The sequence below is a fragment of the Actinoplanes xinjiangensis genome, from assembly GCF_003148685.1.
In the GTDB taxonomy this organism is placed as follows: Bacteria; Actinomycetota; Actinomycetes; order Mycobacteriales; family Micromonosporaceae; genus Actinoplanes; species Actinoplanes xinjiangensis.
On sequence record NZ_QGGR01000001.1, the window covers coordinates 350,848 to 362,928 of the forward strand.

9 protein-coding genes are annotated in these 12,081 nt (G+C 73.3%); 6 read left to right on the plus strand and 3 right to left on the minus strand.

Translation table 11 applies throughout. The annotated features are described in order from the left end of the window. The 3 genes from BC793_RS01570 to BC793_RS51005 all read left to right on the plus strand — a co-directional run bounded on the left by BC793_RS01570 (position 1) and on the right by BC793_RS51005 (position 6,421). Positions 1 to 1,065 (plus strand): bifunctional glycosyltransferase family 2/GtrA family protein, encoded by a 1,065-nt coding sequence (locus tag BC793_RS01570; protein WP_109589079.1) that lies wholly within the window; start codon positions 1 to 3, stop codon positions 1,063 to 1,065. A gap of 13 nt (positions 1,066 to 1,078) precedes the next feature. After that, positions 1,079 to 2,521: a GGDEF domain-containing protein gene (locus BC793_RS01575; protein ID WP_146246156.1), complete on the plus strand. Its 1,443-nt coding sequence runs from the start codon at positions 1,079 to 1,081 to the stop codon at positions 2,519 to 2,521. A gap of 222 nt (positions 2,522 to 2,743) precedes the next feature. After that, a complete protein-coding gene (locus tag BC793_RS51005; RefSeq protein WP_109588713.1) occupies positions 2,744 to 6,421 on the plus strand; it encodes a BTAD domain-containing putative transcriptional regulator in 3,678 nt (1,225 codons plus the stop codon). 136 nt (positions 6,422 to 6,557) lie between these two features. Here the strand turns inward: BC793_RS51005 and BC793_RS01585 are convergent, their stop codons facing one another. Genes BC793_RS01585 through BC793_RS01595 form a run of 3 tightly spaced genes read right to left on the minus strand, consistent with a single transcriptional unit; the run spans position 6,558 to position 8,008 of the window. Beyond that, the gene (locus tag BC793_RS01585) at positions 6,558 to 6,770 is read right to left on the minus strand and encodes a hypothetical protein (RefSeq protein ID WP_109588714.1); all 213 of its coding nucleotides are present in this window, start codon (positions 6,768 to 6,770) and stop codon (positions 6,558 to 6,560) included. Between the two features lie 51 nt (positions 6,771 to 6,821). After that, entirely contained in the window at positions 6,822 to 7,490 is a 669-nt protein-coding gene (locus BC793_RS52180) for a P-loop NTPase family protein (RefSeq protein WP_109588715.1), read from the minus strand. Continuing rightward, positions 7,487 to 8,008 (minus strand): TlpA disulfide reductase family protein, encoded by a 522-nt coding sequence (locus tag BC793_RS01595; protein ID WP_158319177.1) that lies wholly within the window; start codon positions 8,006 to 8,008, stop codon positions 7,487 to 7,489. Before BC793_RS01595 ends, BC793_RS52180 begins: the two co-directional genes overlap by 4 nt. 175 nt (positions 8,009 to 8,183) lie before the next feature. On the opposite strand from BC793_RS01595, the gene BC793_RS01600 reads away from it, so the two are divergent. From BC793_RS01600 to BC793_RS01610, 3 genes are all read left to right on the plus strand, one after another. Next, the gene (locus BC793_RS01600) at positions 8,184 to 9,326 is read left to right on the plus strand and encodes an ATP-binding cassette domain-containing protein (protein ID WP_109589080.1); all 1,143 of its coding nucleotides are present in this window, start codon (positions 8,184 to 8,186) and stop codon (positions 9,324 to 9,326) included. Then, entirely contained in the window at positions 9,323 to 10,108 is a 786-nt protein-coding gene (locus BC793_RS01605; protein ID WP_109588717.1) for an ABC transporter permease, read from the plus strand. Before BC793_RS01600 ends, BC793_RS01605 begins: the two co-directional genes overlap by 4 nt. 875 nt (positions 10,109 to 10,983) lie before the next feature. Further along, on the plus strand, positions 10,984 to 11,592 hold the full coding sequence (locus BC793_RS01610) for a peptidase associated/transthyretin-like domain-containing protein (protein ID WP_109588718.1): 609 nt from the start codon (positions 10,984 to 10,986) through the stop codon (positions 11,590 to 11,592). Positions 11,593 to 12,081 lie beyond the last annotated feature (489 nt).

Genomic DNA, 12,081 nt, shown 5'->3' on the forward strand with positions numbered 1-12,081 from the left:
ATGATCGTGCTGATCCCCGCCTACCAGCCCGACCAGCGGCTCGTGCGCCTCGTCTCACGGCTGGGCGGCCACCGGATCCTCATCGTCGACGACGGCTCGGGTGGCTCGTACCGTCATGTCTTCGAAGAGGCCCGCCAGGCCGGCGCCGACGTGATCACCCTGGCCGGCAACCGGGGTAAGGGTTTCGCCCTCAAGACCGGCTTCGCGCACATCGCGGCCCGCCATCCGGGCGTGGACGTGGTCTGCGCCGACAGCGACGGGCAGCACCGGGCCGAGGACATCGAGGCCGTCGCCGGCCGGCTGCGCACCTCACCGGCCGCCATGGTGCTCGGGGTACGCCGGTTCACCGGGCCGGTGCCCGCCCGCAGCCGGTACGGCAACGCCGCCACCCGGATCCTGTTCCGGATGATCACCGGGCTCGCGGTCAGCGACACCCAGACCGGGCTGCGCGGCTACCCCGCCCGGATGCTCGGCTGGCTGGGCCGGGTGCCCGGCGACCGCTTCGAGTACGAGTTGAGGCTTCTGCTGCGCGCCGCCCGGGAGCGCCTGCCCGTCGAGGAGGTCGGCATCGCCACCGTCTACCTCGACGGCAACAGTTCCTCGCACTTCCGGCCGGTCGTCGACTCGGCGCGGATCTACGGGCCGCTGCTCGCCTTCGCCGGGTCGTCCCTGCTCGCGTTCGCCGTCGACGCCGCCCTGCTCGCGATGCTCGTCTCCTGGACCGGGCAGCTCGTCACGTCCGCGATCGCCGCCCGGCTGATCAGTGCCACCCTCAACTACACGGTCAACCGCACCGCCGTCTTCGGTGGCGACGGCCGGACCCCGCACCGGCAGGCCGCACCCCGCTACGCCGCCCTGGCGCTCGTGTCGCTGACCGCCAACGTGGCACTCCTCGAACTGCTCACACCGGTGACCGGCTCGCTGGCGGTCAGCAAGGTCGTCACCGAGGCGGCCCTGTTCCTCGCCGGGTTCGCCGTCCAGCGGCTGTTCGTCTTCGGCCGCCGGCCCGCGGAGACCGGCACCCCGATCGCAACCGAACCACAGCCGGCCGGCACCCGCGGGTGATCAATCTGGGCACATGACCCCCCGTCGTGTGGCGGCCTGGCATGTCTGCCTCGCCGCCGCTCCCCTGCTCATCGGTGCCTACTACCTGCTCGCCCACACCGGCATCTGGCCCGGCGCCCAGGTCGCGCTCTACGTCAGTGCCAACAGCGCCTTCGCCGTCGCGGCGCTGGTCACCGCCCGGCGGCAACCGGCGATGCGGACGATCATGCTGCTGCTCGCCGGCTCCGCGGCGGCCGGCGTCACCGGGGACGTGCTGTTCTACGTCGACGCGCTCGTGCACGGTGAACCGCCGTACCCGGGCGTCCCCGACCTGTTCTACCTGCTCGCCTACCCGCTGATGGCGGTCGGGCTGCTGCTGATCGTCCGGCGGCGGACCCCGGGCTGGGACAGCGCCAGCATGATCGACGCGGCGATCGTCGCCATCGGGGCCGGTTACCTGGTGTTCCAGTTCCTGATCGTGCCGCTGGTCGATTTCGGTGACAAGTTCACCTCGCTGGTGTCGGTCGCCTACCCGGTCGGCGACCTGATGATCATCGTGGTCGGCGCGCGGCTCATGCTCGGCGCCGGGCCCCGCACCGCGGCGCTGCGGTTCGTCGGCGGCTACCTCGGCCTGGTCCTGGTCGCCGACGCGTTCTACGGCTACCAGACGCAGGCCGGCACCTACCAGGCCGGAAACTTCCTCGACGCGCTCTGGATGGGCGCGAGCCTCATCATCGCGGCCGGGCTTCTGCACCCGTCGATCCCGAAGATGATCAGCACCTCCAACGCCGTCACCCCGGACGCCACCCCCGGCCGGCTCGCGGTCCTGGCGATCGCCGCGGTCACCGCCCCCACGTCGATCGTCATCCAGCACTACACCGGCGGCGAAGAGCACGTGGTCGCCGCAGCGGTCGTCTGCAACCTGGTGTTCCTGCTGGTCATGCTGCGGATGGCGGGACTCGTCCAGGCGCAGCGGCACGCGGCCGTCACCGACGGGCTCACCGGGCTGCGCAGCCGCCGGTTCTTCGAACAGGCCCTCGGCAACCAGGGCGAACGCTCGGCCAAGAACGGCGTGCCGGTCAGCGTGCTACTGCTCGACATCGACCACTTCAAGAGCGTCAACGACACGTACGGCCACAACGGCGGCGACCGGGTCCTCGTCGAGGTGACCCACCGTCTGCGGGAACTCGTCCGGCCCGGCGACGTGGTCGCCCGCTACGGCGGCGAGGAGTTCGCGGTCCTGCTGCCGGACACCAGCACCGAGCAGGCCGGCGAGGTCGCCGAACGCATCCGCCGTGGTGTCGGCGCCGCGCCCATCGCCGTCGACGAGTCGCGTCTGCTCACCGTCACCGTCTCGGTCGGTATCGCCGGGATGCCGGCCGCCGGAACCACCGACGAGCTGGTGCTGGCGGCGGACCGGGCGCTCTACGCAGCCAAGAACGCCGGCCGTAACCGGGTCGCCAGCGCCGTGGCCTGATCGGTTCGCCGCTCCGCTTGCGGCGCCCTTGCGGCGGCACCTTTCCGGCGGCACCTTTTCCGGCGCGCGTCGGCGGCGCCCTCCTGACGCGCCGTCCGCGGTGGTTCCCGGCGCGCCGCCGGTGGTGCTTCCCGGCACGTTTCCGGTGGCCGGCGGCGCTGTCCGGGGCGGCTCGGTGCCCGGGTCCTCGCTGGACGGACCCCGGGCGGCAGAATCGTCGGCATGCGGTTCGGCATCCTGGGTCCCGTCCGGGCGGAGCGACCGGACGGGACCCCGATCCCGCTCGGTGGCCCCCGCCTGCGCGCGCTGCTCGCGATGCTGCTGCTCGACGCCGGCCGGGCGGTGCCGATCGACCGGCTGATCGACGGTCTCTACGGCGACACCCCACCGGCCGGGGCCGCCAATGCGCTCCAGTCGCAGGTGTCCCGGCTGCGGCAGTCGCTGCCGGTCGAGCTGGGCCCGGCCGGATACCGTCTGGCGGCGGCGCCCGACGACGTCGACGTCCACCGGTTCGCCGCACTCGCCGCCGACGGGCACCGGGCTCTCGCGGCCGGCGAGCCACAGCGGGCGGTCACCCTGCTGCGCGAGGCGGCGGGTCTCTGGCGGGGTGAACCCCTCGTGGACGTACGGGACGCGCCGTTCGCGCAGGCCCAGGCAGCCCGGCTCGGCGAGCTGCGGCTCACCGCCCTGGAGAACCGGTACGACGCCGAACTCGCCCTGCCGGCCCCGCTCCCGGCCGACGCGATCACCGAACTGCGCGACCTGATCGCCGCGCACCCGCTCCGCGAACGCCCCCGCGCCCTGCTGATGCGGGCCCTCGCGGCGGAGGGCCGGCCCGCGGAGGCGCTCACCGCGTTCGAGGACGCCCGCCGCACCCTGGCCGACGAACTCGGTGCCGACCCCTCCCCCGAGCTGTCCGCCCTGCACACCGGCCTGCTGCGCCATCACCCCGGCCCCCGGCCCGGTCCGGCCCGGCACGGCGTCCCCAGCCAGCTGACCAGCTTCGTCGGACGCGACGGCGAACTGTCCCGGGTCGCGGGCGCGCTGCGTACCCGCCGCCTGGTCACCCTGCACGGACCCGGCGGCGCCGGGAAGACCCGGCTCGCCGCGGAGGCCGCGTCCCGCCACGACGGCGACGTCTGGTTCGTGGAACTCGCCGGCGCCGGCCCCGACGGTGTGCCGTCGGCCGTCCAGGCCGCCCTCGGCCTCCGCGACGTCCTCGTCAACCCGCCCGCCGCCCCCGCACACTGGCAGTCCCCGGCGGTCGCCGCACCCGGTGCCGTCGACCGGCTCGTCGCCGCCCTCGCCGACCGGCACCTCCTGCTGGTGCTGGACAACTGCGAACACGTCATCGACGCGGCCGCCGCACTCGCCGGGCGCCTGCTGGCGGGTGCTCCCGGCCTGCGGATCCTCGCCACCAGCCGGGAGCCGCTCGGCATCACCGGCGAGGCCCTCCTCCCGGTCGGCGGCCTCCCGGTCCCCCCGGAGTCCCCCGGCGCTCCCGCCGTCCTTCCCGCCGGCCCGATCCCCGGCGCCCCCGCCGTCCTTCCCACCGGCCCGATCCCCGGCGCCTCTTCTTCCGGCTCGGTCCCCGGCGCGTCTCCCCACGACCCGCTACCCGGCGCTGCTCCCTCGGGGCCGGCTCTCCCGGGCGGTCCGGAGGTCGCGGACCTCGCCGGGTTCCCGGCGGTGCGGCTCTTCCTGGACCGGGCCGCCGACGTGGTACCCGGGTTCGCCGTCACCGCCGCGAACGCCGGCGCGATCCGGCGGCTCTGCCGGACCCTCGACGGCCTGCCGCTCGCCGTCGAACTCGCGGCGGCCCGCCTGCACGCGCTGCCGGTCACCGAGATCGCCGCCCGGCTCGGCGACCGGTTCCGGCTGCTGTCCGCCGGCAGCCGCACCGCCGCCGACCGGCACCGGACGCTGCAGGCGGTCGTCGCCTGGAGCTGGGACCTGCTCACCGAACCGGAACGCGTCCTGGCCCGCCGTTTCACCGTCTTCACCGGCGGCGCGACCCTCGACGCCGTGGAGCGGATCTGCGGTTTCGGCACCCCACCCGGACCGGAACCCGCGACGGGCACCGGCCCACCGTCAGAGGCCGGAACCGCCTCCGCGACCACAGGCGCCAGGCCACCGTCAGAGGCCGCGATCGGCTTCGCGACCACGGGCGCCAGGCCACCGTCAGAGGCCGGGACCGGCTTCGCGACCACGGGCGCCAGGCCACCGTCAGAGGCCGGGACCGGCTTCGCGACCACGGGCGCCAGGCCACGGGCGGAGGCGGCGGTGCACGTCACCGGGCTGCGGCCGGAGGTCGTCGACGTGCTCGCGGGGCTGGTCGGGAAGTCGCTGATCGAACGGGACGGGGACCGCTACCGGATGCTGGAGACCATCCGGGCGTTCTGCGCGGAGCGGCTGGCCGAGTCCGGGGAACGTGATCGATGGCACCGGGGGCACGCCGCGTACTTCCTGGAGTTCGCGGAGCGCGCTGACCCGTACCTCCGAGGTCGGGATCAGATCGTCTGGCTGGACCGCCTCGACGCCGACCGCGACAACCTGCACGCCGCGTTGCGCCGCAGCGTCGCGCACGGCGCGACCGGAACCGGGTTGCGGCTGGTCGCCGCGCTCTCGTTCTACTGGTGGCTGCGCGGGCTGCGCAACGAGGCCGCGACCCTCTCCGGGCTCGCCCTGCGCGAGGCCGGCCCGGAGCCGCCGCCGGGACACACCGAGGAGTACGTGCTGAGCGTGTTCAACGCGGCCCTCAGCAACCGTGCTGCCGCCGATCGCCCGGTGGCGCGCTGGGCCGACTACATGCGGACGCTGACCGCCGCGCCGGCGCACCCGTTCCTGCTGTACCTGTCGGCGATGGCGGTGGGCCCGCCCTCCGACGACCCGGGCGACATCGTCGAACTCAACCGCCGGCTGCGCGCCCAGATCGCCGGTGACCCGTGGAGCCGGGCCCTCGGCAGCATCGGCGCCGGCTGGATGGTGCTGTTCTCCGGCGCGGATCCGGCGCTCGCCGAACCCGAGTTCCGTACCTCGCTCGACGGTTTCCGGGCTCTCGGCGACCGGTGGGGCACCATGCTCGCCCTGTCCGGCCTGGCCGAACTCGCCTCCTGGCGCGGTGACCCGGCCGCCGCCATCGCCCCCACCGCGGAGGCGCTGCGCCTGGCCGGTGAACTCGGCTCGGCGGTCGACGTCGCCGATCTGCTGCGCGGCCGGGCCCAGGCCCGGATGGACACCGGCGACCTCGGGGGCGCCGCCGCCGACTTCACCCGTGCCGCCGAACAGGCCCGCGCCGCCGGCGCCCCCGAACTGCTGGCGGCCGCCCTGCTCGGGCTGGGTTCGCTGGCGCTGACCCGGGCCGTCCCGGCTCCCTCCGACCCGCCGAACGGCGGTATCGACGACCCGTCGGTGGCGGGGTCGGGCTCGCCGAACGGCAACATCGACCGGGATGCGCTGGCGGAGGCGTCGCGGTACGGCCTCGAGGCGCTCGCGGCGTGCCCGGCCGGCTGGTACAGCGCCGACGGGACCCGGATGACGATCCTGGTGATCCTGGGCCGGATCGCGGAGATGTCCGGTGACCCGGTGACCGCCGAGGCCCGCTATCGGGAGGTGTTCACCGTTCGCGGTGGGATGCTCGGGTTCCAGGTGATGGCGGAGGCACTGGACCGGCTCGCCGGGCTGGCCGTCGCCGCCGGCCGGCCGGAGCGGGCCGCCCGGCTGCTCGGTGCGGTCCAGGCTCTGGGTCTGCGTTCCGATCCGGAGGCCGCCGAACCGGCTCGGACCACCGCCGGGGCCGCGCGGGCGGTTCTCGGCCCGCAACGGTTCGCGGCGGCACTCGCCGCAGGCGCCGCCCTCACCCCGGACGAGGCCGTCAACCTGCCCCTGACCTCACCCTGAAGCCGGGTTGGAGCAGCACGGCGGCACGGATCCACAGGGTTACGGCACCGGCCGCGGCGATCAGCATGAGCGGCCCTCTCGTGGACAGAGAAGACCCTGCCGCCGGGTGACCACCCGGCGGCAGGGCGGAACGGGATCAGGCGGCGGGGCAGCTGTACGTGACCCGGTCCGCGCAGTTGTCGTAGATGTAGGTGTACCGGTAGCGCGGGATGCGGTCCCCCGTGACGCTGCCGCGGCACCAGCCGGCCTGGACGGTCGTCCTGCGCAGCAGGATGCAGGCGGCGTCGACCTCGGCGGTCGGAGCGACGGTCGCCAGCAGGCGATCGGCGAGCTTGCCCAACATGCTCATGTGCTCACTCCCTGGTAATCGCCGGCCGGTGGGTGACCGGCCGGCTGACTCTCACCCACCGGTCGGCGGGCGAAGCTCCTCGGCATAACCGGACGCCTGCCGGGTGTAGAGGCCGGCATAGATCCCCCCGGCGACCAGGAGGGTGGCGTGGTCACCGAGTTCGGTGACCACACCGCCGGACAGCACGGCGATGGTGTCGGCGTCGCGGACGGTGCTGAGCCGGTGCGCCAGTGCGGCCACGAACCCGGCGATGGTGACCGTGGATTGGGCGATGGCCAGGCCGTTCGCGGTCACCTGCGCCGGGGTGGCGGGCCCGCCGGAGACGGCCACCTGGAGCCGGTCCTGGAAGTCCGGGTCCTCGAACCGGCCCAGGCCGCCGAACCCGCCGATCGCCCGGAACAGCTGCTCCCGCCCGGCGAGCTGGGTGCGCCGGCTCAGTTCGGCGTCGATGAACTCCCCGGCCGACGGCATCAGCGCGCCGACCAGTCCGGCTGCAGCCAGGGCGAGCACGACGGCCAGCACCTCGGCGTCCGTACCGGCCCCGACCAGGTGGTCGAGCAGCATCTTGGTCAGCCAGGCGACGGCCACCGGGGCGAGCCCGCCGATCAGCGCGGTCCCGGCACGGGCCGCGAGCAGCCACCGCGACGCACGCCAGGCCAGCGTGAACGCCGCCCGCAGCAGGGCGACGGTGCCGTGCGCGCCGGGTTCCGGGCCGGTCACGCCACCGCCGCGATCGGCAGGTCGTCGAGGGCGACCCCGCCGGCGACGATCCGGCCGTCGGCGGCCACCACGAAGAACGACGGGAAGGCGGTGATGGCGAACGCCGAGATCAGCGGCCCGTCCGGGTCGTCGGGCACGACTCGGGCGACGGGGGTCAGCGCCGGCAGGTAGTCCGACGCCGACGCGACGCCGGACATCACGATCGCGAGCGTCCGATCCCGCCCGAAGGCCGCGGCCGCGGCGACGAAGTCCGGGAGCATGTCCCGGCAGGCGTCGCATCCGGGAGAGAAGAACCCGACGAGGGTACGGCCGGACAGCGCACTCCGGGACACCGGCCGGCCGTCGAGGTCGTGGCCGGTGAAGTCACCGATCAGCGTGCCGGGCGACAGGAACCCCGGCGTGGTGACGATCGGGTTCGCCGGGCGGGTCCGCAGCCGGCGGATGATCCCGAACGTCAGCAGCAGGTTCAGGAGGGTCAGCGCCCCGAGGAGCGCCACCAGCGCAGAGAGATGTCCCATGTCGTCGTCCCCCATGTCGCCGCAGACCGCCGGGGTGACCGGCCGGTAGCCGAACGTTAGGGACGACGGCTGTCGATACGCTCTCGATTCGCTCTCACCGATATCGGGACGGATGGTCAGCGCCCCGTCAGCGCACGGTGCGCGCCCGGTCAGCGCGACCCGCCAGCCTGGCTCCATGACATCCACGATCGTGGCCTCCGGGCTGCACAAACGTTATCGGGGCGGACAGGGTGCCACCGCTCTCGACGGGTTCGATCTGGAGGTACCGGCCGGCATCGTGCACGGGCTGCTGGGCCCCAACGGGGCCGGGAAGACCACCGCCGTACGGGTGCTGTCCACCCTCCTCGGCTTCGACGCCGGCCGGGCGGAGGTGGCCGGCGCCGACGTCTCCCGCCAGCCCGGCCTGGTCCGCGAGCGGATCGCGCTGGCCGGTCAGTACGCGGCCGTCGACGAACTGCTCAGCGGCCGGCAGAACCTCGTCCTCTTCGGCCGCCTGCACCACCTGCGCCCCCGGGACGCCCGCACCCGCGCCGACGAACTACTCGAACGGTTCGGCCTCACCGACGCGGCCGGCCGCTCCGCGAAGGACTACTCCGGCGGCATGCGGCGGCGCCTCGACCTGGCGGCCAGCCTCATCCGCCGCCCCCAGGTGCTGTTCCTCGACGAACCCACCACCGGCCTCGACCCGCGCAGCCGCAACCAGGTGTGGGACGCCGTCCGCGGCCTGGTCGCCGACGGCACCACGGTGCTCCTCACCACCCAGTATCTGGAGGAGGCCGACCAGCTGGCCGGCCGGATCTCGGTCGTCGACGCCGGCCGGGTCGTCGCCGAGGGCAGTCCCGACGAACTCAAGTCGGCCCTCGGCGCGGACCGCCTCGAAGTCGTCATCCGCGACGGCGCCCTCCTCGGCGACGCGGCAGCCGTTCTGACCCGCATCACGGGCGCCCCGCCACACATCGACCCGGATCAGCGGCGGTTGCGCGTACCCCTGCTCAAGGACCGGGTGGAAACGCTGACCGCAACCGTCCGCGCCATGCAGGAGGCCGGAATCACCGTGGCCGACATCGGCCTGCACCGTCCCACCCTGGACGAGGCCTTCCTCCATCTGACCGCCCGCCACCCGGCCGACCGCCCACCTGCGCCGCCGGCCCCTCCGCGCCCCCCGACCGCCGCCGGGTCCACACCGCTCGCCGGGTACTCACCCTCCACTGCCTCCTCCCCCGCGCCGTCCGCGTCCTCGCCTTCGTCGTCCGCCTCTCCTTCGCAGTCCGTCTCCCCCTCGTCCTCCGCCTCTTCGTCTTCGGAGGTGGCGGCATGAGTGCGGCGATCGCCGATGGCCGGGTGATGGCCGGGCGTTACCTGCGGCATGTGGTGCGGGCGCCCGAGGAGATCGTCATCTATTTCAGCCTGCCGATCATGTTCGTGCTGGTGTTCGGCTATGTGTTCGGTAGCGGCATGTCGGTGCCGGGCGGCGGCGGATATCGAGAGTTCCTGATCCCCGGCGTCTTCGTGATGACCATGCTGTACGGCATCGGCGCGACCGCCACCGGCATCGCCGTCGACGTGGGCCGTGGCGTACTGGACCGGTTCCGGTCGATGCCGATGGCAAGATCCGCGCTGATCACCGGCCGGGTCACGGCCGACCTGGCGCGGGCTCTGCTGGAGACCTCCGTCCTCGTGGTCTGCGGCCTCCTCGTCGGCTGGCGCTGGCATCTGGGGCTCGGCAACGTCCTGGCCGCGATCGGCCTGCTCCTCCTACTGCGCCTGTCCCTGAGCTGCGTAGGCGTAGCCCTCGGCCTGTCCACCCCGAACGCGGACACCGTCTCGATGATCGTGTTCCCGCTGGCGTTCCCGCTCAGCGCCGTCTCCAATGTGTTCGTCGCCCCCGAACTGATGCCCGGCTGGCTCGGCACCGTCTCCGAGTGGAACCCGATCTCCGCGACCACCACCGCCCTACGCGACCTGTTCGGCAACCCCGGACTCGGCTCCGACTCCTGGCCGGCCGAACACGCGCTGCTCCTGGCGGTCGCCTGGCCGGTCGCCCTGATCGCCGTCTTCGGCCCACTGTCCGTCCGCCTGTACCGCCGCCTCGGCCAATGACACTCCCCCGGCCCCGCCCCCGGCGCGACGTTGCCGAGGCCGGGGCCGGGCCGCTCAGTCATTGCTCAGGCTCCCCTCTCGATCCCGCCCGGCGTTTGCATCGGGCACGGCACGGCGCGGTGCGGTGCGGTGCGGTGCGGTGCGGTGCGGTGCGTGCGGCAAGCGCCGCGTGCGTCTACTCCCGCGCGGCGTGATCAGCTGACGCGGTATTTGTTTCCGACGATGCGTCTCGGTCGACGTCTTCGGCCAGCCTGCAGGGCGCCATTGGCTGGCTGGTTGGCTCGAGATCCGGCCTGGCTCGAGAACCGGCTGGCTCGGCATCAGGCTCGACTCGACATCCGGCCAGCTCAACGTCCGGCCAGTTCAACATCCGACCCGGCTCGGCGTCCGCGGCCACGCGGCTCGGCGGCTCGGTGCGGTTCTCCTGTAAGGCGATTTACAGCTTTACCGCCGTCTCGGGTCTCCGTATCGGGGTCCTCTTGCGAATCGCCCGTGACTACACGGCGATTTCCTCTCCCACCCGGCGGACTTCGCTTCGGACCAGCCGGCGGATTTCGCTTCAGCCTGGCGGTGGCAGGCCGGCTCGTCGTGGCGAATGCGCTGCAGGCGGGCGGGCGCGGCAACGCCCCGCCCGCCCGCAGCGTTTCCGGGACACTCGGGTGGAAGCGTCCCGGTGGGACCGCACTCCGGCCAGGCGGTCCGGATCGACCACGCCCAGGGCGGTGAGCGTGGCCACGCCTTGCCAGGCAGTGTGCGCGTCTCCTGTTACGGAAAGCCACTCCTGCCACAGCGGACAAATGATTCAAAAACCCCCGGGATTGGCATTTCTCCTGCGAAGATCAACTCGTTGACGTGATCTACAGCGGGGGTTTGCCGTGCGCAACGAGGAGAGCCGGAGCACGCCGGTCATCAGCAGGCAGGTGCCGCGACCGGTCACCAGAGGGCCCGAACCGGCCCGCCTCCCCCTCGCCGAACCCGGCCGAACCGACACCCTCCCCCTGGAACTCGTCCGCCGTGACATCGCCGGCGACCGCCCTGGCGTTCCGCTGATGCTGCGAATTCGCGTCCTGGACGCCTTCGACGCCACCCCTGTCGCCGCGGCCGTCGTGGACCTCCGCCACCGCGAACCCACCGGCAACGGCGAACTGCGCGGCGCCCAGGTCACCGACACCGACGGCTACGCCGAGTTCCGCACCGTCCATCCCGGCCGCGAACCCGGAAAACCGGTCCAGATCACCGCCTCGGTCCACGTGGGCGGGTACCTGGCAGGCGGCCGAACGACGACCTACTGCGGCCCCCTGTACGTCCCGGAACAGATCGCCGGCCAGGTGACCGCCGGCCTTCCTCCCACCGAAGACCCCCAGCCCAACAGCGGCGGCCCCCTCCACTCCACCGCCGGTGGCCCTCTCCACGTCGTCCCCCGCGACCGATTCGACCTGACCGCAGGCCTCCTGGCCACGATCACCGTCACCGTCGGCGACTGACTCCGGCTTCTCGCATCGAGGCGCCACTCGCATCAGTGCACGCCCCGGCAAACACCCTTCCCGGCAAACACCCCTTCCCAGCCGACACACGCCGCCGCTCACCGCGAACCGCCCCCTCGACGGGCGCCGATGATCGACGTCCGTCTTCGCCGTCAACTGGCCGTCTCCCAGCGGACCGACCTGTCACGCTCGTCCGCTTCGTTGGCGCCAGTGGGTGCCTCCAACAGAACGACGGTCACCCCGAAAAGCACGGAACCCTCCGAACCGCGCGGAACCGGCCCAGAACTCAAGGCAACCGGACCAGACCGCACGGGGATCAGCCCGAAGGGCACGAACCGGCCCGGAAACTCAAGGCAACCGGACCAGACCGCACGGGCATCAGCCCGAAGGGCACGAACCGGCCCGGAAACTCAACGCAACCGGACCAGGCCACACGACGAGCAGCCCGAAGGGCACGCAACCAGCCCGGAACTCAACGCAACCCGACCG